The following is a 23,504-nucleotide window of genomic DNA, read 5'->3' as shown; positions in this document are numbered from 1 at the left end:
TTCGAGGGCCATTGTCTCGACCGCGATTGAACGCGTAAGCGAAATCCTCGGTCTCGGAGCTTCAATAGCTCCTGAAGACAATACCATCCTGGAGCGGCCCCCGCCAGCTATAGCGGTGCCATCCCAGTTCTAATGCACGTGGAGGAGCTCGCCATGTGCGGTGCGTTCCACGTCCCGATGCTGCTCGGTCGCTTCCATGAGTCGGAAGATTGAAGAAGATATCGGAGGTTCGGTCGATTGGCGCCGTGCTTGCAATTCGCCCGGCGGCTTGCCTCGGGAGTTCGAGTCGCTCCCCGCTGCCGGGTCCGCTCAGCGTCGTGTTCCTCAAAATGAGTTGCGTACCTCAAATAACCTCTGCTAGCCTTCAGCCCATGAAGGAGCCGGACGGCAACAGCCCTCTCACGCTTAGGGACATCGCCCGCCAGGCTGGCGTCAGCCTCGCGACGGTCGATCGTGTCCTGCACAACCGCCCCGGCGTGCGGCCGGATACGATCCGCCGTGTCAAGGAGACGATCGCGCGCAACTCCTTCCAGCCGCATGTGGCCGGCGCCGAGCTCGCCCGTGGCCGCTTCAGGCGCTTCGCCTTCGTGATGCCGTCGGGGCCGAATCTGTTCATGCAGCAGATCCAGTCCTATCTCGGCGAGATGTCGGGCTGGCTGTCGGCCCGCCGGCTCGCGGTCGAGATGGTCGCGACCGACGTGTTCGATGCCTCCGTTCTCGCGAGCTCGCTGGAGGCTCTCGCCGGCGAATATGACGGCATCGCGGTTGTCGCGCTCGATCATCCGAGCGTGCGGGCCGCCATCAATGATCTCGTCGATGGTGGCGCCAAGGTGGTGACGCTGGTTTCTGATGTGCCTTCGTCGCGCCGTCATTATTATGTTGGCATCGACAATATCGCCGCCGGGCGCACCGCCGGCGCGCTGGTCGGCCGCCTCGTTGGTCCGCGATCCGGCAAGGTCGCGATCGTCGCCGGCTCGCAAGGCCTGCGCGACCATGCCGAGCGCATCTTCGGCTTCAATCAGGTGATGGCGTCGGAGTTTCCTGGGCTTAACGTGCTGCCCGTGCTCGAAGGGCGCGACGAGGACGGGCGCTCGGAACAGCTCATGTCGCGGCTGCTCGGCAAACATCCTGACATCGTCGGCCTCTACAATGTCGGCGCCGGCACGCAAGGCGTTGCCAAGGCCCTGATCGATTCCGATCGCGAGAAGCAGGTGGTGTTCGTCGGACACGACGTCACCGTGCTGACGCGCAAGCTCTTGTTGCAGGGCGTGATGGATGCGGCGATCTCGCAAAATCCGGGACATGAGGCCCGCGCCGCCGTGCGCGTGCTGCTCGCGCTCGCCCGCGGCGAGCCGATCCTGAGTGAACAGGAGAAGATCCGGATCGACATCGTGATGCGGGACAATCTGCCATAGCCTGCAGAACCGATTTGCAAGACGGCCCGATGTGGGGAAAGGCGACATAGATCGCGAACCGGGCCGGAAGGGAGGATGACGACGTGTATCTCGGAATGGACATCGGCACGTCCGGTGTGAAGGCGGTGCTCGTGAACGAGGCTGGCGCAATCGTCGCGACAGCCGCGCGCGAGCTTGCGCTCTCGCATCCCGCACCGCTGTGGTCCGAGCAGGATCCGGACGCCTGGGTTGATGCAGCGATCGGCGCCATCGACGATCTCGCGTCCGTTCATCCGAGCGACGTCGCGCAGGTGCGCGGCATCGGTCTCTCCGGCCAGATGCACGGCGCTACCTTGCTCGGCGAGGACGGTCGTCCGCTGCGTCCGGCCATCCTGTGGAATGATGGCCGCTCCCATACCGAGTGCAAGGAGCTGGAGGCGCGCTGTCCCTCGCTCCACGCTATCGCCGGCAATCTCGCGATGCCAGGCTTCACCGCGCCAAAGCTGCTCTGGGTGGCCCGCCACGAGCCCGAGATCTTCGATCGGGTGGCAAAAGTGCTGCTGCCAAAGGCCTATGTGCGCTACCGCCTGACCGGCGAGATGGTCGAGGACATGTCGGACGCCGCCGGCACGCTCTGGCTCGATGTCGGTCAGCGCCGTTGGTCTGCGGTGCTGCTACATGCCACGGGGCTCGATCTTCACCACATGCCGCGTCTGGTCGAAGGCAGCGAGATCGGCGCGGCACTTGCCGGCGAATTTTCGAAGCGCTGGGGCATGGCGAAAGATGTCATGGTTGCCGGCGGTGCGGGAGACTGTGCCGCGAGCGCGATCGGGCTCGGAGCCATCACGCCCGGCGATGCGTTCCTGTCGCTGGGAACGTCGGGCGTGGTGTTTCGTGTCACCGACAGTTTTGCGCCGGCGCCCGCGTCGGCCGTGCACGCCTTCTGTCATGCGCTGCCGGGTCTCTGGCACCAGATGGGCGTGATGCTGGCGGCGGCCGCCTCGCTCGCCTGGCTTTCGGGCGTCATGGCGACGCCTGCCGCCGCGCTGCTGGCGCCGCTCGGCGGGACCGTCCGCGGACCGAGCCCGGTCAAGTTCCTTCCCTATCTCGATGGCGAGCGCACGCCACACAACGACGCTGCCGCCAGCGGCGCATTCGCAGGTCTTCGCGGCGGGACGGGACGCGATCAGATCGTCCAGGCCGTGCTCGAAGGCGTGGCCTTTGCCGCGCGCGACAACCTCGCGGCGCTCGGCAACGCCAGCGGGATCACGGAGGTCGACCTTGTGGGCGGCGGCTCGCGCTCGGCGCTGTGGGCCCAGATCTGCGCCGATGTGCTCGGCATTCCCGTCCACCGCGTCGAGGAGGGCGAGGTCGGTGCAGCGCTTGGCGCGGCACGGCTCGGCCGGCTTGCCGCAACCAACGAAAACCCTGCCCAGATCTGCACGCGTCCGCGGCGGCTTGCGAGCTTCACGCCGCGTGCGTCTGCCAAAGCCGCCTACGATGAAGCCTATCACCAGTGGCGAAAACTATATCCCGCGCTGAAGGAGTTCTCCCTGTGAACGTGTCACCCAAATTCTTCGGGGCGAGTGCGCCGGTCGCCTATGGCGGCAAGGACGCCAAAAGCCCGCTCGCGTTCCGCTGGTACGACAAGGATCGCGTCGTGCGCGGACGGCGGCTCGAGGATCACTTGCGTTTCGCGGTCTGCTACTGGCACTCGCTCTGCTGGCCCGGCGGCGATCCGTTCGGCGGCGAGACATTCCTGCGGCCCTGGCATCATGGCACGGATGCGATGGCGCTGGCGCGGGCCAAGGCCGATATCGCCTTCGAGCTGTTCCGCCTGCTCGACGTACCCTTCTTCACCTTCCACGACGTCGATGCCGCGCCGGAAGGCGCCTCGCTCGGCGAATCCGTCGCCAACCTCAACGCCATTGCCGATCTCTTCGAACAGAAGATGGCGTCTTCCAAGGTGCGTCTACTCTGGGGTACGGCCAATCTGTTCACGCATCGCCGCTACATGGCCGGCGCCGCGACCAATCCGGATCCGGACATTTTCACCTATGCCGCAGGCCAGGTACGGGCCGCGCTCGAGGTGACCAACCGTTTGGGCGGGCAGAACTATGTGCTCTGGGGTGGACGCGAAGGCTACGAGACGCTGCTCAACACCGACATCAAGCGCGAGCTCGACCAGCTCGGCCGCTTCGTCTCGCTGGTCGTCGAGCACAAGCACAAGATCGGTTTCAAGGGACCGATCCTGATCGAGCCGAAGCCGAAGGAGCCGACCAAGCATCAGTATGATTTCGACGTCGCCACATGCTACGGGTTCCTCCAGCGGTATGACCTTCTGAAAGATGTCAAGCTCAACATCGAACAGAACCACGCCATCCTTGCCGGCCATTCGTTCCAGCACGAGATCGCGCTGGCCCAGGCGCTCGGCGTGTTCGGCTCGCTCGACATCAACCGCGGCGACGATCTGCTCGGCTGGGATACCGACCAGTTCGCGATGAACGTGCCAGAGCTGGCACTGGCGTTCCACGACATCCTGAAGGCCGGTGGCTTCACGACGGGCGGTCTCAATTTCGACGCCAAGATCAGGCGGCAATCGATCGATCCGGACGATCTGATCCACGCCCATGTCGGCTCGATGGACGCCTGCGCGCGGGCGTTCCTTGCCGCCGCCGACATGCTCGATGCCGAGGCGCTGACGATGCCGATTGCGGAACGTTACGCGGGATGGGCTGATGCCGAGGGACGCGCGATCCTCGCCGGCCAGCGTTCGCTTGCCGATCTTGCTGATCGCGCGCTGGCACCCGGTTTCGATCCGCAGCCGCGCTCGGGTCGTCAGGAATATCTGGAATCACTGGTCAACCGGTACGTCTGAGCGAGGCCGAGCATGGAAACCGCAGGTAGCGCCGGGCAACCGGTTCTGGAATTGACAGGGATCGGCAAGGAGTTCGGCGCGATCCGCGCGCTGCACGGCGTCGACATGCAGGTCTTCCCCGGCGAGGTGGTCGGCTTGATGGGCGACAACGGCGCGGGCAAGTCGACGCTCGTGAAAATCATTGCCGGAAACTTCCGCCCCACCCATGGCGAGGTCCGCTTCGGCGGCAACACGGTCCATTTCTACCGTCCCATCGATGCTCGCGCGGTCGGGATCGAGGTCGTCTATCAGGACCTGGCGCTTGCCGACAATCTCACGGCGGCGGCCAACGTCTTCCTCGGCCGCGAGCTCAAGCGCAAATTCGGCCCGTTCGCCTTCCTCGATCACAATGCGATGGCGGCGCGCGCGCTGGAGCTGTTCGGCGAGCTGCGCTCCGAGACGAGACCGCATGATCTCGTGAAGCAGATGTCGGGCGGCCAGCGCCAGGCGGTTGCGATCGCACGAACCCGCCTGTCGAACGCCAAGCTCGTGATGATGGACGAGCCGACCGCGGCGATCTCGGTCCGCCAGGTCGAGCAGGTCCTGGGCTTGATCCATCGGCTGAAAGAGCAGGGCGTCGCCGTCATGCTGATCTCCCACCGCATGCCCGACGTCTTCGCGGTCTGCGACCGCGTCGTCGTCATGCGCCGCGGCGAGAAGCGGGCGGATAAGTCGATCCGCGATACCAGTCCCGAGGAAGTCACTGCCCTGATCACCGGCGCGAAGGAGGCTGCGTAATGGCTATGCCGCTGGAATCCCCGATCTCCTTCGCCAATGTCGGCCGCATCAGGTGGTGGCAGCGCGGCATCTTTGCATCCCAAACCGGCTACGTCCTGCTGGCGCTGCTGGTGCTGCTGATCGCGATGCATTTTGCGAGCCCCTACTTCTTCACGCAGGGCAACATGCAGAACGTGGCGAAGAACTTTTCCTTCATCGCCATTGCCACCCTCGGCATCACCTTCGTGATCATCACCGGCGGCATCGATCTCTCGGTGGGATCGATGATGTGCTTCTCCGCCATGATCACATCCATGGTGATGTCGGGCTTATCGACGCCGGGCATGCCCGGCGCGTCCCTGTTCGTGCATCTGGCTGCGGACGGCAAGACCGTGGTCGCCAATGTACCGGGGCTGATCCTGATCGTCTCGATCCTGGCGGGACTTGTCACCGCGCTGATCGTCGGCTTCGTCAACGGCTTCTGCATCGCCGTGCTCGGGCTGTCGCCCTTTGTCACTACGCTCGGCATGCTCTCGATCGTCCGCGGTCTCGGCTATGTCGTCTCCAACGGGCGCGGCAGCTTTCCGGGCGGACCAGATGCCGACTATTTCTACGCGCTGACATCGGGCGATCTGTTCGGCGTACCGGCGCCATTCATCTATCTCGTGATCCTCGCGGCGGTAATGGCGATCGTGCTGCACCACACGAGCTTCGGCCGTCATGTCTTCGCGCTCGGCGGCAACGAGAAGGCGGCGGAATTGACTGGCATCCCGGTCGTACGGGTCAAGATCGAAGTCTACGTGATTTGTGCGCTGGCCGCAGGGCTGCAGGGCATCATCGTCTCGGGCTGGCTGGGGTCTGCGCCCGCGAACATGGCGACATCCTACGAACTCAACGTGATCGCAGCGGCGGTTATCGGCGGTGCCAATCTCGCAGGCGGCGTCGGCGGCCCGCTCGGGGCCATCGTCGGCTGCGTGCTGCTTGAGGTGATCCGCAATGGCCTCGTGCTCGCGCAGGTCAGCTCCTACTGGCAGCAGACGCTCGTGGGCGTGATCATCATTCTGGCCGTGCTGGTCGACCGCATCCGCTCACGCATCACTTGAGGTTACTCCGGGAGAGCAACGAACACTTCGTCTATCCGCCTTCTGGAGATTCAATTCAAAAGGATAGGCACAAATGTGGAGGGACCAATGAGGAAAATACTTCTCGCCGGAATGGCCATCGCGATGATGGCGACCCCGGCATTCGCCCAGACCTACAAGTTCGTGATCGTGCCCAAAGCGATGAACAATCCGTTCTTCGACGTCGCGCGCGACGGTTGCCTGAAGCGCGCCAAAGAGCTCGGCAACGTCGAATGCATTTACAAGGGGCCGGTCGAGCATGAGCCGGCGACACAGGCGCAGATCATCCAGGATTTCATCACGCAAAAGGTGGATGGTCTTGCGATCTCGGTCGCGGATGTCGCAGCGATGACCAAGTCGATCGAGGCTGCGACCGCGGCCGGTATTCCTGTCATCACCTTCGATGCGGATGCGCCCGGCTCCAAGCGCATTGCCTATATCGGCACCAACAACAAGGACTTCGGCCTCGCGCTCGGCAAGCAATTGCTGCAGCTCAAGCCCGAGGGCGGCAAGTATGCCGTCGTCTCCGGTGGTCCGGGCGCCAAGAACCTCGCCGAGCGCGTCGATGGCGTGCGCGAGGCGCTCAAGGGCTCGAAGTGGGTCGAGGTCGCGGGCTCGCCGACCTTTTGCAATGACGATCCTGCGCTCGCGGTCCAGCAGATGGCGGATCTGCGCACTGCCACGCCGGATCTCGGCGCGATCGTGCCGGTTGGCGGCTGGCCGATGTTTGCGCCGGAAGGCTACAAGGCCTTCGTCAACAAGAACAAGAAGGACATCGATGCCGGCAAGCTGACGCTCGTCGTCGCCGATACGCTCAAGATGCAGCTTGAACTCTTGCGTGACGGCTACTCCAACGCGCTTACGGGACAGCGCCCGTTCGAGATGGGCGAGAAGGCGATGGACACTCTGCTGGCAATCAAGAAGGGCCAGAAGGTTTCCGAGGTCATTTATACCGGCCTCGACCTCGTGACCAAAGACAACGTCGCTCAACTCTTGAAGTAGGAACGTTCTCAGCCCCGACGTTCCTGCGCTACACTCCCTCTCCCGGTTGCGGGAGAGGGAGTGCATGTTTCGACCATGGATCCTGGAATGAAGCGTATGCGGCTTGCGGATGGACTCGACGTCACAGCGATTGGTCTCGGAACCGCTCCTCTCGGCGGACTGTTTGCGCCGGTCAGCGACGCGGACGCGGAAGCCACGATCGAGCGCGCCTGGTCGCTCGGTGTCCGCTTCTTCGATACTGCGCCGCTCTACGGCTTTGGATTGGCCGAACGTCGCCTGGGCAGTTTTCTGCGCCGGCAAAAGCGGGATTCATTTGCGATCTCCACCAAAGTCGGCCGTTTGCTGCGCCCGGCCAGTGCGGCTGCGGAAGACGATCACTACAAGGGCACGTCCGCCGAGCGGCCGCAGTTCGACTTCAGCTACGACGGCGTGATGCGATCGGTTGAGGAAAGCCTCGCCCGTCTCGGGCTCGACCGCGTCGATGTACTGCTCGTCCATGATCCGGATGATCACTATGAGGATGCAGTTGCCGGTGCCTTCCGCGCACTCCAGCGCTTGCGCGACGATGGCACGGTCAAGGCGATCGGCGCCGGTATGAATCAATCCGAGATGCTCGCCCGCTTCGCCGAAGCGGCGCCGGTCGATTGCTTCCTGCTGGCGGGCCGCTACACGCTGCTCGACCAGGGCGCGCTGACGAATTTGTTTCCGATCTGCCGTGCGAAGAGCATCGGCATCATTCTCGGGGGCATCTACAACAGCGGCATCCTCGCGAACCCGCGAACTGGGGCGAAGTTCAATTACGAAGACGCCGATGCGGCGCTCGTCGCCCGCGCGCTGGCGCTGGAGGCACTGTGCCGCAAGCATGGCACCGAGCTCAAGGCCGCCGCAGTCCAGTTCTGTATGGCCCATCCGGCGGTAACGCTCGCGCTGCAGGGCGCGCGTAGCGCTGCGGAGGTTTCGGACAACATCGCGATGGCCGAGCGGCTGGTGCCGTCCTCCTTCTGGCAGGAGCTGCGCGAGCGCAAGTTGGTCGATGCGTCCGCACCGCTGCCGGGTGGAGCTTGACCCATGGTGATCGACGGTCATCAGCATTTCTGGGATCCCGAGCGCGCCGATTATCCCTGGATGGAGGCGCCCGAACTCGAGCGGATCCACCGCGCTTTCGGCCCGAGCGATCTCGCGCCGCTGCTTCTCGCCAACGGGGTCGATGCGAGCATTTTGGTGCAATGCCGCTCCTCGATCGAGGAGACCGAGGAATTCTTGCGCGTCGCCGCTGCGACGCCCTTCGTCATCGGTGTGGTCGGCTGGGCCGATCTCACGGACGGGTCGGTCGACGAGACGCTCGAACGGCTGCGCGGCTCGCCCGGAGGCAACAGGCTGGTCGGCATTCGTCACCAGGTGCACGACGAGCCCGATCCTGATTGGCTGCTGCGCGAGGACGTGCAGCGCGGCTTGACCGCGGTGGTTGCGCACGATCTCACTTACGATCTTCTGGTGCGCACGCGTGAAATGCCGGCCGCGATCGCAACTGCGCAGGCGTTTCCGCAAGGGCGCTTTGTCCTCGACCACGCCGGCAAGCCGCCGATCGCCGAGGGATTCAGCCGTGAATGGGCCGATCTTCTCGTCGCACTCGCCGCTTGCGGCAATGTCTGGTGCAAGATCTCGGGTCTCGCCACCGAGGCCAGGTGGGACGATTGGGATGCGGAACGTCTGCTTCCGTTCGTCGCGCACGCCGCCAAATGCTTTGGCGAGGATCGCCTGATCTTCGGCTCCGACTGGCCGGTGTGTTTGCTCGCAGGAAGCTATGGCGCGACCAAGGGCGCGCTCGAGGCGTGCCTGATGAAGCTTGGTCCGCACCTGCGCGACAAGGCGTTCGGGGCGAACGCTCAGCGGGCATATCTCAATCCTTCTGCCCTTGTGGGAGAAGGTGGCGCGTAGCGCCGGATGAGAGGTTCTGTCCGCGAACTCACCCGATATCGTCCAGCCGCATCCTACTTTGCACGCCGCCAAGTGGTCGAAATCGGTAGAGTCGATTCTTCCTTCCCAATGCGTCGTCGATGCCGGCGTTGGCCGACAGGTAACGCCCGTCTAATGACGCTGCGATCGAGCAGCTCTTTCTCAACCATGCACGGCCGTGGACTTGAGGAGCGAAATTACGCCCGTCTCACGACAGTTCTATAGTGGAATTTATGTGATACTCCGTTCGAAGGAAGTATTCCCGTCGCATTTCTGACGGACCGCGTTGCTTCACCTGCGCCGGTAGTTGCGCAAGCCATACTCGTGCAAGCGACATGGTAGTTATCGATAAATCCTATTAGGTCAGCGCTGGAGACGTCACGTTATCCAAAATGGATTGAAGCCCATTTCCGGCAACAGAGGAACTGGTTTCGAGGGACTTGACTAGTTCTAAAAAAGAACTGTAGGTTTAGAACAAGACGGTCGGATAACGGCTGCGACTTGCAGGATCGCGGCCCCCGCTTGGGACGCGCACTCCGCTATTCAGAAGGGGAGGGACGCTATGATGCTCAAATCTTTCAAGCCTGCTGCCGCGCTAATGCTGTTAGCGCTGGGATCACCCGCATTTGCTGCTGACGCGCCGAGGTAACGCCGTCCACGCTGGGACCAGTTCAGCGAAGTTCTCGATGCCGCTTTTGAGTGACGAGGGACGAGCAGCCAGCGGCGAAACAATAACAGAACCACGTGCCCGTAAGGGTGCATCGCGTTTGGGAGGACCAAGAATGTTGATGAAATGGAAGATCGTGGCGGCTCTGGTTTTACTCTTGTGCGGCCCGGCATTCGCAGCCGAAGAGCCAGGAATCTCAGCGACCGAGATCAAGATTGGCGGCGTTTTTCCCTTCAGCGGACCGGCGTCATCGATCGGTCTCGTGGGTAAGGGAGTTATGGCCTATATTCAGTCGGTCAACGACCGCGGCGGCATCAACGGCCGCAAGATCAACTACATCGCGTATGACGACGCATACAGTCCTCCGAAAGCGGTGGAGCACGTCCGCAAGCTCGTTGAGAGCGACGAAGTGTCGTTCATGTTCGGCCAGCTCGGCACTCCCGGCATCTCGGCTACGGCAAAATACCTGCGGTCGAAAGGGGTGCCCAGCATCGCAATTATCAGCGGGTCATCCAAGTTCACGGACGTCGCCAATTACCCGCTGACCACGACAGGTCTTGTCAGCTACGACACCGAAGGAAAAATCTACGCCAAATATCTGACGAAAGCGCTGCCAAACGCCAAGTATGCCATCCTCTATCAGAATGACGACCTCGGCAAAGACTATGTCAACGCCTTCAAGGCATTCCTCGGAAAGGATTTCGACCGAAAGGTCGTGGCCGCTTCCTATGAGGTCACCGAACCGACGGTTGATTCACAGGTCGTCAACCTGAAGAGTTCGGGTGCGGACGCGCTTGTCATCGCCGGCACGCCGAAGTTCGCGGCGCAGGCCATCCGGCAAGCCGCCGTGATCGGCTGGAAGGCCACCGTGATCATTAATTTTCCTTCGGGCTCGGTCGGAGGCACGCTCGCGCCCGCCGGTCTCGACAAATCGGTCGGCGTGATCGTCGGTACGACCAACAAGGATGTTCTGGATTCGGCTTGGAAAGATGACCCGGGCATGCAGGCCTTTCGGGTGTTCTTTGACAAGTATTTGCCGGGCGCCGATATCACCAACGGCAGCTATCTGACCGGCTATCAGCAAGGCGTCCTGCTCGAGCAGATTCTAAGGCAATGCGGCAATGATCTGTCACGCAAGAATATTCTTGCGCAGGCCAAGAACCTGAAAGACTTCGTCGTTCCGACTGCGCTGCCTGGCATCAAGGTCAACACCACCGACACCGAGAACATGATCTGGACGCAAATGCGATTGCAGCGGTGGAGCGGCACGAGCTGGCAAGCCTTCGGCGACGTGCTGGACGCCAAGTCCGAGTGACCTGGCGCGGGCGAACGACGGGCCTGGCAAATTCGCGGACTTGGGCGCGAACTGCCGACCGGTCACGCCCGTAAGACTGATTGACAACTCGCGTTGTCCAGGCCGGCGGACCTACGAGCACCAGGTATCGGTGGTGAATGGCTGCCTTCGAGCGCTCCTTTCCCGGTAATTCAGGAGATCAATTCCATGTCGACGAAGGCACTGACGTTTGCGCCAAGGGAGCTTTGCATAGAGCGTCGAACCGACGGCACGCTCATCTTGAGCTCGCCTGTTGAGTTGGGGGAGTGTGCCTGGCGCATCACGGATTTCCTTCCGACCTGGGCAAACTCTGCTCCGGATAGAATTTTTCTTGCGCAGCGCAATGCGAAGGGCGGATGGGACGAGATTACCTATGGTGAAACATGGTTGCAGGTTCAGGCGGTCGGCCAAAGCCTGATCGACATGGGCGCAAAGCCGGCTGACAAGCTGGCGGTACTTTCAGGAAACTCCATCGAGAACGCCGTGATCTCGTTTGCCGCGATGTCGATAGGGGTAATTCTGGCGCCGATATCGCCAAATTACACGCTGATGCCCGGCGGCCTGGTTCGTCTCAAGGATATCGCGGAGGTGCTGCGTCCGAATTTCGTTTTCGTTCAGAGCGGACGCGACTTTTCCGCGGGCCGCTCCATTCCGGAACTGGCAGCCGCGACCTGGATCAGCGTCGATGGCGCGCCGGACACGGTGCCGTTCCAGGCTCTGACCGCCCGAAGCGGGAGCGACGGATTCGAGCGCGCGTCACGTGCGGTGTCTTGCGGCGCTGTCGCAAAGATACTCTTTACGTCCGGTTCGACCGGTTTCCCCAAAGGCGTGCTCAACACCCACCGCATGATGGCGGGCTCACTGCAAATGGGGAGCCTGCTGGTGTCTTCTCCGGACGCACCGGTGCAGGTCGAGTGGCTGCCATGGCACCATACGATGGGCAGCAACGTAATTCTTCACGGCATTCTGAGGAATGGCGGTACGCTTTACATCGACGATGGCCGGCCGCTGCCTCAGCTCTTCCACAAGACGGTGGCGATCTCAGGGAGATTTCGCCCACCGCCATGTTCAACGTGCCTGCTGGCTATAATCTCTTATGTGACGCGATCGAGAACGATCTCGATCTTGGCGCCAGCGTATTCAAGCGGATGGATAGATTGAGCTATGCCGGGGCTGCAATTTCGCAAGGGACGCTTGAAAAGCTCTATCGGCTGACATCGTCGATCACCGGCCGGCGAATTCCGGTCATGTCGGGCTACGGTACCACCGAAACGGCCCCGACCATCAGTACGACCCATTGGGCGACCGACCAGCCGGGAGAGATTGGTCTTCCCGCGCCGGGTCTGCAGCTAAAACTGATTCCAGTTTCCGATACTTATGAGGCGAGGGTCAAGGGACCCAACGTCACCCCCGGTTATCTCGGAAGGCCTGATTTGACGGAGAAGGCCTTCGATGAGGAAGGGTTCTATCGCATCGGCGACACCGTCTCGTTTCTGGATCCTCAGAAACCGGAGCTTGGGCTGCGCTTTACAGGCAGAATTTCCGAGAACTTCAAACTCGCGAACGGCACGTGGGTCTCGATCGGCAACATGCGCGCGGCAATCCTGGCTGCAACGCGAGGCGTATTGCTGGACATTGTCGTTGCGGGGGAAAACCGTGAATCGTGCGCGCTGCTCTGCTGGTTGAATCCGACCGAGGCGGCGCGAATTTCGAAGACACCAGCCTCGGATTTGACCTGCGATGCTCTCGTGGTTCAATTTCTTAGAGATCGTTTTCAAGAATATAATGAGATCGTTGGAAGCAGCGAACGAATCTGTTCGTTTTCCCTGCTGAAGGATCCACCGTCAATGGCGGCAGGAGAAATCACCGACAAGGCCTACGTCAATCAACGTGCTGTCCTGAAATATCGTTCTGAACAGGTCGAACGCCTCTACTGCAACGAAGCAAGTCGAGATGTGATCCGGGTCTAAGGTTCAACCGTTCGCGACCGTTGCCGGACATCTCGTGTCCGCCATATGGCGCCTACGATATGCCGGCGCGGAGATCTGGTTAGTCAGGCTTTCGATGCGGTAGCCGGGGTGAGCGGCCACCTCAAGCGGCGCTGCGGCGCGCCTTTGCCTTCGGTTTCTCTGGCGCCTTTATTGCCGGGGTGCTTCGGGCACCAGGGCCGGGGTGGGTATGAACCTCCTTGGCCGAAAGTGGCTCGCCGCATTCGGAGCATACCATGACCGGATCGAAGTTCTTGCCGCATTTGCGGTGCTGGTGCAGCAACGGCCGCCCGCGTTCGTCGACCATGTGCGTGTCGCCCCAATGCACAATCGCCATCATGATCGGATAAAGATCGAGGCCCTTCTGAGTGAGGATATATTCATGCCGTTTGGGCGACTCCTGATAGGGAATGCGGCGCAGTACGCCCTGGCGGACCAGTTTCTTCAACCGTTCGGCGAGCAGATGGCGTGTGATTCCGAGCGCGGACTGAAATCCCTCGAAGCGACGCGTGCGCAGGAAGCACTCGCGCAGGATCAGAAGGGTCCAGCGGTCGCCGATCACGCCGATGGTCCGGGCCATCGAGCATGGCTCTTCCTCCAGTTCATCCCATCTCATTCCTGTTCTCCAGTCTTCCCACGCCAGTTCCTCTCGAATCGTCCAGCGAACTTTTGGTTCCGCTACCATTCTAGTTAGGTACTAAACTCCAAACAATCCCCTAGGGTTCGCGTCAAACTAGGAAAATTCCGCATAATTTGACAGTTCGTTTTTAGAACTGTAAGGATGGATGGCAAGCTTGGGTTCAGCCTGCTGATTATCGAACCTGACCAACAACGCGCTCTCCGGGAGGAGTCGACATGCCCCTGAAGGTAGAATTCCAGTTCGATTTCGGCAGCCCTAACGCTTATCTGGCGGAAGTAGCCATTCCGGGAATCGAGCGGCGTACCGGCGTGAAATTCGAGTATGTCCCGGTTTTGCTGGGCGGCATCTACAAGGCGACGGGCAACATGTCGCCGTTCGATTCGCTTCGCGGCATCAAGAACAAGCCGGAATACCAGGCGCTGGAGACCCAGCGGTTCATTCGCCGCCATAATGTCACGAAATTTCGCCAGAATCCGTTCTTTCCGGTCAATACGCTGATGCTGATGCGTGGCGCCGTCGCCGCCCAATTCGAAGGCGTGTTCGAGCCCTATTTCCGTGCCGCCTACCATCATATGTGGGAGGAGCCGAAGAAGATGGACGACCTCGAAATCTTTCGTAACGCATTCATCTCCTCAGGGATCGATATCGACCGGTTGATCGCGCGTGCGCAGCAGGATGACGTCAAAAAGAGGCTGATCGACCTGACCAACGACGCCGTCAGCCGGGGAGCATTCGGCTCGCCAACTTTCTTCGTTGGAAAGGAAATGTTCTTCGGCAAGGACCAACTCCGCGACGTCGAGGAATCCATCGTCGAGCAGACCAGACAGCCTGTTCCCAGGACGGCCTAACGGCTACGATGGCCCGGGTTGAGTGGCGGACCCAAAGCAAAAGTGAATTCAGGGAGAATGTCCATGCCTGGCCCGCTTAGCGGTGTTCGTGTCCTCGACCTGACCGGCGTGGTGTCGGGCCCGTTCGCGACCATGTTTCTAGCGGACCAGGGCGCCGACGTGCTGAAGATCGAGCCGATCGGCGGCGATATTACGCGCCGCAGCCGGGCCACCATCGACAAGGACGGCGAGTTCTCCGCGCTGTTCATCTCTTCGAACCGCGGCAAGCGTTCGCTGTCGATCGACGTCAAGAGCACGAGCGGCCGTGAGGTACTCACCAGGCTGGTCGCGCAGGCTGATGTGCTGGTGCAGAACTTCCGGCCCGGCACCATGGAACGCCTCGGTTTAGGCGTAGAAGAATTGCGGCAGCGCCATCCGCGCCTGATCTATGTCTCGATCAGCGGCGTCGGCGATACCGGCCCGTATGTAAAGAAGCGCGTCTATGACCCGATCATTCAGGGCCTGTCAGGCTTCGCTGATATCCAGTCGCAGCCGGTAACGAACCGTCCGCAAATGATCCGCACCATCGTATGCGACAAGACCACTGCAGTGTTCACGGCACAGGCGGTGGCGGCAGCGCTCTATGCCCGCGAGAAAACCGGGCAGGGCGATCATATTCAGGTCGCGATGTTGGATGCGATGATTTCCTACCTGTGGCCCGAAGGCATGATGCAGTATACGGTCGTGGGGGCCGAGGCCGCCGCAGCCGATCCCAACGATCGGCCGGATCTCGTCTTCAAGACCAGTGATGGCTACATCACCGCCGGCACGATTTCGGATTCCGAATGGCAGGGTTTCTGCCGGGCATCCGGCGATCCCGAGCTTGCCAACGATCCAAGGTTTGCGACGCCCTCGGCGCGTTCGGTCAACGCCACCGCCCGCATCAACAAGATGGCTGAGTATATCAGCCAGCATACCACTGCCGAATGGCTGGAGCGACTGGACGCCGCCGACGTGCCTTGTGCGCCGATCCTGCGTCGGAGCGAAATCATCCACAATGAGCAGGTGGTGGCGCGCGGTATCATCGCGGAATTCGATCAGCCGAAGGTCGGGCGAGTGCGGCAGCCGAAGCCCGCGGCTCGCTTCGAAATCAATGAGGCTGCAATTGGCGGGCCGGCGCCCCGGGTCGGTGAGCATTCGCGTGATGTATTGCGCGAACTGGGATATGACGACAGCGCCATCGACAAGATGGTCGCCGAACGCGCCGTGCGTGTGGCCGTCTAATCCGAAGCCTCGCGACCGGCGATCGGCTCTCAGACCTTCGCCGCCGCCGGCGTAGTCGGTGCCGCCGGAACATTCGCTGCAACGGCTTGCTGATAGGCCGCTCGGCTTTGGATGCGCTCAAGGTAAGGCTGCGCGTTGTCGCAAATGCCGACGCCGTAGGCGACGGCCCAGTCCAGGCACGTCGTGAGCAGGATATCGGCGCTGGTAAATTGGTCACCCATCAAGAACGTCCGCCCATCCGCTAGCGCGACCTCCACGTGTCGCAATTGTTGCCGGAAATATTCGCCGGCCTGTGCGACAACTTCGGGCGCAATTCCATAGATATGTCCCAGTGCATCCGCGCGATGGCGGCGCATGACGTAGAGGCTCGTAGAATCGAGTTCGGCGACGATAAAGAAGCACCATTCGAGCCACGCGGCGAACTCGCGCTGGGTTTCGGGAATCAGCGAACGGCCTGGCGTTGAATAGGTTCGCGACAGATAGGCGACAATCGCGGCGCTTTCTCCGATGCAGAAGTCGCCGTCCTGCAGCAGGGGGGATCTTCTGGCGGGGATTGAGGCTGGTGTATTCGGCCGTCTTGGTCTCGCCGGTTCGCGGTCCGATCGGCCTGACTTTGTAGGACAAGCCAAGCTCGTGCATGGCCCAGTGCGCACGAATGGTGCGGCTTGTACCAACGCCCCATAGGGTTAGATCGGGTGTTGCGCTCATCACCATTTCTCCACGGACGGACGAAGATCGAGTTCATGGGTCCAGCCGTCTCGGCTTTGCTGATGGGTGAACCAGTACACCTCGGCTATGGAAGACGTCTTCGTCAGACTGTCCTGGGGAATCTCGCCTGCCTCGATTCCCTTCGCCGCCTTCATGCGCTGATGAATGGCTTCGCTATCTACGCCGGCGTCAATGATGAGATGGACCACGTGGATGTTCTTTGGTCCCAGTTCGCGCGCCATGGCCTGGGCGACCGCGCGAAGGCCAAACTTCGCCGATGAAAACGCCGCAAAGCCCTGGCCGCCACGGACGCTGGCGGTCGCACCAGTAAAGAAGATGGTGCCGCGCCCACGTGGCAGCATGACGCGCGCAGCCTCGCGTCCGACCAGGAATCCCGCGTAGCAGGCCAGTTCCCAGGCCTTGAAGAACAGCTTTTCCGTGGTCTCCACGAGGGGTTTGTTGACGTTCGATCCGGCATTGAAAAGGCAAACCTCGATCGGCCCGACGTTGCTTTCGACGTCGGAAAAAAGCTTTTGAACTTCGGATTCCTGACGAGCATCGACGCTGAAAGCGTGGATACGATGGCCCGCAGCGGTGAGTTCATCTACCAGTCCCTGGGATTTGGCTGCGTCACGCCGGCAGATACAAACGGTGTAGCCCCCTTTGGCAAACCGACGCGCGACAGCCGCGCCGATGGCGTCGCCCGCGCCCACGAGTATTGCAACGCCGCGACCTTCCACCATTCTCGGTCTCTCCCGTAAGTTCTTATTTGGTACTTGTAGGTAGCTCTTATCGACCTCGTTGTAAACGAGCTTTTCGAGGCGTGACAAAAGCGACAGGCGTGCTGCCTCTTTTGAACGTGGACACCAGAAGACCAATTAGCAATTGACGAGTTCTAAAAAAGAACGTTAAATCGATATCGCGCGCGACGCAGCAGGGGCGACGTTGGCTGTTCGGGAGGTTGACGGTGACGGGTCTTTCAGGGGCAATCGATATCGATGAGATTGCTGCGGAGTTGCCGCGCCGCATCCATGAAGTAACGACTGGCCACGTCGTCAATGCCCCGGACCGGATCGCCCTGATCGAAGATGGCGCCGCCTGGAGCTATCGTGACCTGGACGGGCGGGTCGCCGAGATCGCGGCTGTTCTCACCTCGCTGGGGGTGAGAGCGGGTGATCGGATGGTCATTATCAGCGAAAACTGCATTGCGCTGGCGGCCTTGCTGCTTGCGGCGAGCCGGCTCGACGCCTGGGCAATCGTCGCCAACCCGCGATTGTCGGCGCGCGAGTTGGACCAGATCCGCGACCATAGCGGCGCCCGCCGGATGTTCTTCACGTCAGGTGTTTCGAAAGAGGCCGCGGCGCACGCATCACGCTATGGTGCGGAGAACCGGCAAATTGGCGCGCTGCGGGAGATTGGCATCGGCCCGCTGAACGAAAGCGCCACCGTCGAGGCGGTGGAGGCCGATCCGGCAAAACAAGTCGCAGTGCTGATTTACACCTCGGGAACGACGGGCACGCCAAAGGGGGTGATGCTCTCTCACGAAAACCTGCTGATCAGCGCCAAGACCACGGCGCATTTCCGCAAGATGGATCAAGACGACAAGATCTATCTGGTGTTGCCGATCTCGCATATCGTCGGCATCTCGCTCCTGATCATGACGCTGATGGTCGGCGGCACGGTGCGGATGGTCAGCAAATTCGATCCGGCGGCAACTGCCAAGGCGATCGCGGAGGAGGACGTAACCATCCTCAATGGCGTGCCGGCCACCTATCAACGTCTGCTGGAATACAAGAGCGTATCGGGTCTGAAGCGGCTCGACCGGGGCTCGTTGCGCTTGATTGCCGTTGCCGGCGCGCCGCTCGACCTGAATTTGAAGTTGCGTGTGGAGAAGGAGTTCGGCCTTGCGCTCCTCAACGGTTATGGGATCACCGAATGTTCGCCCGGAATATCCGGCGTGCGCTTCGACGCGCCGCGGTCCGACCAGGCGGTTGGTACGCTGCTGCCAGGAATAGAGGGGCGCATCAGAACAATCGACGGCATACCGCTGTCGAAGGGTGAAGTCGGAGAACTTCACGTTCGCGGGCGCAACGTGATGCGCGGCTATTATCGCGCGCCGGAACTGACGGCCAAAGTGATCGACAGCGAGGGTTGGTTCAATACCGGCGATCTGGCGCGCTTCGACGGCGATTGCCTCTATATCGTCGGCCGCACCAAGGAAATGATCATCCGCTCCGGCTTCAACGTCTATCCCGCCGAGGTGGAAGCGGTCCTCAGTTCACACAAGGACGTGGTGCAATGCGCCGTCGTCGGCCGTCCGGCCGATGGCAATGAGGAGATTGTCGCCTTTGTACAGTTGCTGCCGGGGTCGCGCGCGACGCCGGCCGACCTGATGGGCTTCATCCGATTTCAGCTCACCTCCTACAAGCGACCATCCGAAATCATCGTCCTCGATGCCTTGCCGGCTACTTCGACCGGCAAGATACTCAAGCATAAGCTGGCGGAGTCTTTACGCGAGGGTGACGAAGCTCCACCGGCGCAGATGGCTCCACTTCGTAGACAGCAGATCTAACCTGACCGGGAGAAGACCCTTGCAAAAGAGAAACGCAACCGTGGCCGTGATCGGCGCCGGGGACTACATCGGCGGCGAGATCGCCAAAAAGTTTGCCTCAGAGGGCTTCACGGTGTTTGCCGGGCGCCGTAACGGGGCCAAACTCGAACCGCTCGTCAAGGAGATCGAGAAGGCCGGCGGTGAGATTCACGCGCGCTCGCTCGACGCACGCAAGGAGGAGGAAATCATTTCATTCCTCGGCGATGCCGACAAGCACGCGCCTCTCGAGGTCTGTATCTTCAACATCGGCGCCAACGTCAATTTTCCGATTCTGGAAACCACCGAGCGCGTGTTCCGCAAGGTGTGGGAAATGGCCTGTTATTCCGGCTTCCTCGCCGGGCGCGAAGCTGCGCGGCTCATGCTGCCGCGGGGCAAGGGCAATATCTTCTTCACTGGAGCGACGGCGAGTCTCCGTGGTGGAACGGGTTATGCAGCCTTTGCCAGCGCCAAGTTCGGCTTGCGGGCCGTCGCCCAGGCGGCCGCTCGCGAGTTGGGGCCCAAGAACATCCACGTGGCGCATCTCATCATTGATTCCGGCGTCGATACCGAGTGGGTGCGCCAGCGACGGATCGAGGCACTCGGTCCGAACGCGCTGGATAACCCCGATGCTTTGATGCCGCCATCCTCGGTCGCGGAATCCTATTGGCTGCTCTATCAGCAGCCGCGCAGCGCCTGGACCTTCGAACTGGAGATCCGTCCCTTCGGCGAGAAGTGGTAGCGGGAGCCTCGCACGATGGAGCTCGAACTTTCCAGCGAGGACGCAGCGTTTCGTGACGAGGTGCGTGCTTTTATCGCGGAGAACTATCCGCCGGAAATGCGCGTTCCAAACCCCGAGACGGATTTGACCAAGGAGCAGTCGCTGCTCTGGCACCGCATCCTCTACAAGAAGGGTTGGATCGCGCCGCTCTGGCCCAAGGAATATGGCGGCCCCGGCTGGTCGGTCACGCAGCGCTTCATCTTTGAACAGGAGACCTCGCGCGCGGGAACGCTGCCGCCGCTCGCATTCAGCGTCACCATGGTCGGCCCGGTCATCTACACCTTCGGCAACGATGCGCAGAAGAAGAAGTTTCTGCCGCGGATTCTCTCCGGTGACGACTGGTGGTGCCAGGGCTATTCGGAGCCGGGCTCCGGCTCCGACCTCGCATCGGTCCGCACCAGGGCGGTACGCGACGGCGACCACTACATCGTCAACGGCCACAAGACCTGGACGACGCTGGCCCAGCATGCCGACTGGATCTTCTGCCTGGTGCGCACCGATCCCTCAGCAAAACCTCAGGCCGGCATCTCCTTCCTGCTGATCGATATGAAATCGCCGGGCGTCACCGTGCGGCCGATCATTACGATTGACGGATCGCACGAGGTCAACGATGTGTTCCTCGAGGACGTGCGAGTGCCTGCGGAGAATCTGATCGGCGAGGAAAACAAGGGCTGGACCTACGCCAAATTCCTGTTGGGCAACGAGCGCACCAGCATGGCCGGGATCGGCCGGTCCACTCGGTATCTCGGGCGTCTGAAGCAGATCGTGAGAACCGAAGTTGGTGAGGACGATCCAGCGTTCGGGGAATTCATCAGGGAGATCGCGCGCGTCGAGCTCGATGTGCTGGCGCTGGAGGCAACCGAACTGCGTATCGTGGCTCAGATGTCGCGCGGCATCGACCCAGGACCGGCCGCGTCGTTGTTCAAGATCAGGGGCACCGAGATATTCCAGCGCATCACCGATCTGACGCACCAGGCGATCGGCAATTATGGTCTGGCCATCCGTGAGCACCCGGTAAGCGCCAACCGCTTCATGCCGGGGCCGGACTACGGGCACACCGCGACCGAAAAGTACCTGAACTCCCGCAAACTCAGCATTTACGGGGGATCGAACGAGATCCAGCGCAACATAATCGCGAAAGCGGTGCTGGGTCTCTGACCACAGCGCACGAGGCATCCGATGGACATTCAGTTGACGGAAGAACAGGAATTGCTCCGTTCCAGCATTCAACGCTTTCTGCGCGAGCAGTACGATTTCGACGAGCGCCGCAAGATCGTTGCGACCGACGAAGGCTGGAGCCGCAGGCACTGGAAGTCGTTTGCCGAGCTGGGGCTCTGCGCCGCGCCGTTCCAGGAAAGCTCCGGTGGCCTTGGTGGCGGCTCGCTTGCCACGATGATCGTGATGCAGGAGTTCGGCCGCAAGCTCGTCGTCGAGCCGTTTTTTGAGACGGTTGTCCTCGCCGGTGGCCTGATCGAGGACGTCGGCTCGGCCGAGCAGCGCCAGGCATTCCTGCCGAAGATCATGGAAGGCGATGCGATATGGGCGCTGGCCTGGGCGGAAGGACGGTCACGTTATGATTTCAACAACGTCACCACCACTGCACGCCGCCAAGGGGACAAATTTGTTCTGAGCGGAACCAAAGCAGCGGTGGTCGGTGCGCCATGGGCCGATAAGCTGATCGTTTCGGCGCGCACCTCGGGCCAGCAACGCGATCGCGACGGCGTAAGTCTGTTTGTCGTAGATCGCCATGCGGCCAATCTTCACCTGCAGAGCTTCAAGACGATCGACGGTCGGCGCGCCGCTGAACTCACGCTGATGAAAGTCGAGGTGCCGGCCAGCCAGATGCTGGGGGGCGAAGGCGAGGGCGTCGCTGCCCTGGAGGCGGCTCGCGATCGCGCCATCGCGGCCCTTTGCGCGGAAGCCGTCGGTGCCATGACGGAGCTGAACTCGGCGACGCTCGAATACAGCAAGACGCGCAAGCAGTTCGGGGTTGCGCTGGGAACGTTTCAGGTGCTGCAGCACCGCATGGTCGACATGTTCATCGCGCTTGAGGAGTCGATTTCGCTCACTCAGCATTTGAATCTAAGCCTGGCATCGAAGGAACCGAACGGATCGAAACTGGCGTCCGGCGCCAAGACCAAGGTGGGCTATGCCGCCCGCTTCGTCGCGGAGCAGGCCGTGCAACTGCACGGCGGCATGGGCATGAGCGACGAGTTGAACGTCGGCCACTACTTCAAGCGCATAAGCTCCATCAACATCCAGTTCGGCGATCCTGCCTATCATCTCATGCGGTACGCGCAGCAGAGCTGAATCTCCCTCCCAACGCAGCAAATCGATGCCGCACCCCGAACAGAGGTAACAATGACCGAAGCCGTAATCGTTTCGACCGCTCGCACCCCAATTGGCAAGGCTTACAAGGGCGCTCTCAACAATACCGAGGGCGCGACCCTGCTCGGGCATGCCATCGCCTCGGCGCTGTCGCGTGCGAAGATCGAGGGCGCCGAGGTCGAAGATGTCGTGATGGGTTGCGCCATGCAACAGGGCGCCACGGGTATGAACATTGCGCGCAAGGCGCTGCTGCGGGCCGGACTTCCGGTCAGCGCGGCTGGAACCACCATCGACCGCCAATGCGCGTCGGGCCTGCAAGCGATTGCCCTGGCTGCGCGTTCGGTCATCTTCGATGGCGTGGAGGTTGCCATCGGCGGCGGCGGTGAATCCATCAGCCTGGTCCAGAACGCCCAGTTCAACAACTTTCATGCCGTCGATCCGGAACTGCTCGCGATGAAGGGAGACGCCTACATCGCGATGCTGGATACTGCCGAGATCGTTGCGAAGCGCTACGACATCTCGCGCGAACGTCAGGACGAATACAGCCTGGAGAGCCAGCGCCGGACAGCGGCTGCCCAACAGGGCGGCCGCTTCAGCGACGAACTCGCACCGATCAAGACGACCATGGCGGTGACTGACAAGGCGAGCGGCGCTGTATCCTATCAGCAGGTGATGCTATCGGCGGATGAGGGGCCGCGTCCCGATACGACCGCCGAAGGTCTCGCAGGTGTCAAGCCGGCCAAGGGGCCGGGCTTCACCATTACTGGCGGCAACGCGAGCCAGCTCTCGGACGGCGCCAGTGCCGCCGTCATCATGAGCGACAAGCTGGCCTCCCAGAAAGGATTAAAGCCTCTCGGTATCTTCCGCGGCTTTGTCGCCGCAGGATGCGAGCCGGACGAGATGGGAGTTGGCCCGGTCTACGCCGTGCCCCGACTTCTCAAGCGCCACGGACTCAAGATCGATGATATCGATCTCTGGGAACTGAACGAGGCATTCGCAGTGCAGGTGATCTATTGCCGCGACAAGCTCGGGATCGACCCGGAGAAACTCAACGTCAACGGTGGCTCGATCGCAGTCGGCCATCCCTATGGCATGACTGGCGCGCGGTTGACTGGCCACGCCTTGATCGAGGGCCGGCGGCGCAAGGCGAAATACGCCGTTGTCACCATGTGCGTCGGCGGCGGCATGGGCGCCGCAGGGCTGCTCGAAATCGTTCATTAAACAATCAAGTCGGCAGGACCAGACGTCCATCAG

Annotated in this window: 20 protein-coding genes and 1 pseudogene; 18 read left to right on the top strand and 3 right to left on the bottom strand. The window is 61.6% G+C overall.

Translation table 11 applies throughout. The features are described from left to right. Positions 1–371 precede the first annotated feature (371 nt). The 11 genes from ACFXS9_RS07195 (at position 372) to ACFXS9_RS07145 (ending at position 13,077) form a co-directional block, all read left to right on the top strand. A complete protein-coding gene (locus tag ACFXS9_RS07195; protein WP_392686655.1) occupies positions 372–1,415 on the top strand; it encodes a LacI family DNA-binding transcriptional regulator in 1,044 nt (347 codons plus the stop codon). Between the two features lie 83 nt (positions 1,416–1,498). Continuing rightward, positions 1,499–2,953: a xylulokinase gene (xylB, locus tag ACFXS9_RS07190; RefSeq protein WP_392686652.1), complete on the top strand. Its 1,455-nt coding sequence runs from the start codon at positions 1,499–1,501 to the stop codon at positions 2,951–2,953. Beyond that, complete coding sequence (xylA, locus tag ACFXS9_RS07185) at positions 2,950–4,272, top strand: xylose isomerase (RefSeq protein ID WP_392686649.1); 1,323 nt, start codon at positions 2,950–2,952, stop codon at positions 4,270–4,272. Before xylB ends, xylA begins: the two co-directional genes overlap by 4 nt. A gap of 12 nt (positions 4,273–4,284) precedes the next feature. Next, entirely contained in the window at positions 4,285–5,049 is a 765-nt protein-coding gene (locus ACFXS9_RS07180) for an ATP-binding cassette domain-containing protein (protein WP_392686646.1), read from the top strand. Further along, positions 5,049–6,131, top strand: a complete 1,083-nt coding sequence (locus ACFXS9_RS07175) for an ABC transporter permease (RefSeq protein ID WP_392686643.1) — start codon at positions 5,049–5,051, stop codon at positions 6,129–6,131. The genes ACFXS9_RS07180 and ACFXS9_RS07175 overlap by 1 nt, the downstream gene beginning before the upstream one ends. Before the next feature lie 87 nt (positions 6,132–6,218). Further along, complete coding sequence (locus ACFXS9_RS07170; protein WP_392686640.1) at positions 6,219–7,151, top strand: sugar-binding protein; 933 nt, start codon at positions 6,219–6,221, stop codon at positions 7,149–7,151. 87 nt (positions 7,152–7,238) lie between these two features. Continuing rightward, a complete protein-coding gene (locus ACFXS9_RS07165) occupies positions 7,239–8,216 on the top strand; it encodes an aldo/keto reductase (RefSeq protein WP_392686637.1) in 978 nt (325 codons plus the stop codon). A 3-nt stretch (positions 8,217–8,219) separates the two neighbouring features. Next, positions 8,220–9,089, top strand: coding sequence for an amidohydrolase family protein (locus ACFXS9_RS07160; RefSeq protein ID WP_392686634.1), 870 nt, complete (start codon positions 8,220–8,222; stop codon positions 9,087–9,089). An 800-nt stretch (positions 9,090–9,889) separates the two neighbouring features. Further along, positions 9,890–11,089, top strand: coding sequence for an ABC transporter substrate-binding protein (locus ACFXS9_RS07155; RefSeq protein ID WP_392686631.1), 1,200 nt, complete (start codon positions 9,890–9,892; stop codon positions 11,087–11,089). A 93-nt stretch (positions 11,090–11,182) separates the two neighbouring features. Continuing rightward, on the top strand, positions 11,183–12,268 hold the full coding sequence (locus ACFXS9_RS07150; RefSeq protein WP_392686628.1) for an AMP-binding protein: 1,086 nt from the start codon (positions 11,183–11,185) through the stop codon (positions 12,266–12,268). Then, the gene (locus ACFXS9_RS07145) at positions 12,172–13,077 is read left to right on the top strand and encodes an AMP-binding protein (RefSeq protein ID WP_392686625.1); all 906 of its coding nucleotides are present in this window, start codon (positions 12,172–12,174) and stop codon (positions 13,075–13,077) included. Before ACFXS9_RS07150 ends, ACFXS9_RS07145 begins: the two co-directional genes overlap by 97 nt. A gap of 121 nt (positions 13,078–13,198) precedes the next feature. Here ACFXS9_RS07145 and ACFXS9_RS07140 read toward each other — a convergent pair whose 3' ends face one another. Then, the gene (locus tag ACFXS9_RS07140) at positions 13,199–13,711 is read right to left on the bottom strand and encodes a helix-turn-helix domain-containing protein (protein ID WP_057843316.1); all 513 of its coding nucleotides are present in this window, start codon (positions 13,709–13,711) and stop codon (positions 13,199–13,201) included. Between the two features lie 239 nt (positions 13,712–13,950). On the opposite strand from ACFXS9_RS07140, the gene ACFXS9_RS07135 reads away from it, so the two are divergent. Continuing rightward, the gene (locus ACFXS9_RS07135) at positions 13,951–14,583 is read left to right on the top strand and encodes a 2-hydroxychromene-2-carboxylate isomerase (protein WP_392686621.1); all 633 of its coding nucleotides are present in this window, start codon (positions 13,951–13,953) and stop codon (positions 14,581–14,583) included. Positions 14,584–14,646: 63 nt separating this feature from the next. Continuing rightward, positions 14,647–15,846 (top strand): CaiB/BaiF CoA transferase family protein, encoded by a 1,200-nt coding sequence (locus ACFXS9_RS07130; protein ID WP_392686614.1) that lies wholly within the window; start codon positions 14,647–14,649, stop codon positions 15,844–15,846. Positions 15,847–15,875: 29 nt separating this feature from the next. Here the strand turns inward: ACFXS9_RS07130 and ACFXS9_RS07125 are convergent. Together ACFXS9_RS07125 and ACFXS9_RS07120 are read right to left on the bottom strand one after the other, a co-directional pair. After that, positions 15,876–16,554: pseudogene (locus ACFXS9_RS07125) on the bottom strand (glutathione S-transferase family protein). After that, complete coding sequence (locus ACFXS9_RS07120; protein ID WP_392687322.1) at positions 16,554–17,297, bottom strand: SDR family NAD(P)-dependent oxidoreductase; 744 nt, start codon at positions 17,295–17,297, stop codon at positions 16,554–16,556. The pseudogene ACFXS9_RS07125 and the gene ACFXS9_RS07120 overlap by 1 nt, the downstream one beginning before the upstream one ends. A 224-nt stretch (positions 17,298–17,521) precedes the next feature. Here ACFXS9_RS07120 and ACFXS9_RS07115 point away from each other — a divergent pair, with 224 nt between their 5' ends. From ACFXS9_RS07115 to ACFXS9_RS07095, 5 genes are read left to right on the top strand one after another with little or no spacing between them, the layout of a single operon-like run. Further along, complete coding sequence (locus ACFXS9_RS07115; protein WP_392686605.1) at positions 17,522–19,126, top strand: class I adenylate-forming enzyme family protein; 1,605 nt, start codon at positions 17,522–17,524, stop codon at positions 19,124–19,126. Between the two features lie 19 nt (positions 19,127–19,145). Next, positions 19,146–19,883, top strand: coding sequence for an SDR family oxidoreductase (locus tag ACFXS9_RS07110; protein WP_334415375.1), 738 nt, complete (start codon positions 19,146–19,148; stop codon positions 19,881–19,883). A gap of 15 nt (positions 19,884–19,898) precedes the next feature. Further along, positions 19,899–21,080, top strand: a complete 1,182-nt coding sequence (locus ACFXS9_RS07105) for an acyl-CoA dehydrogenase family protein (protein ID WP_392686602.1) — start codon at positions 19,899–19,901, stop codon at positions 21,078–21,080. A gap of 21 nt (positions 21,081–21,101) precedes the next feature. Continuing rightward, the gene (locus ACFXS9_RS07100) at positions 21,102–22,232 is read left to right on the top strand and encodes an acyl-CoA dehydrogenase family protein (RefSeq protein ID WP_392686599.1); all 1,131 of its coding nucleotides are present in this window, start codon (positions 21,102–21,104) and stop codon (positions 22,230–22,232) included. Positions 22,233–22,283: 51 nt separating this feature from the next. Then, positions 22,284–23,471 carry an acetyl-CoA C-acyltransferase gene (locus tag ACFXS9_RS07095; protein WP_392686596.1) on the top strand — a complete coding sequence of 396 codons (1,188 nt, stop codon included), beginning with the start codon at positions 22,284–22,286 and terminating at the stop codon, positions 23,469–23,471. Positions 23,472–23,504 lie beyond the last annotated feature (33 nt).

This window comes from Bradyrhizobium sp. RDI18 (assembly GCF_043203335.1).
Lineage (GTDB): Bacteria > Pseudomonadota > Alphaproteobacteria > Rhizobiales > Xanthobacteraceae > Bradyrhizobium > Bradyrhizobium retamae.
The sequence above is the reverse complement of the archived record's forward strand: the minus strand, read 5'-3'. Positions and strand labels throughout refer to the sequence as shown.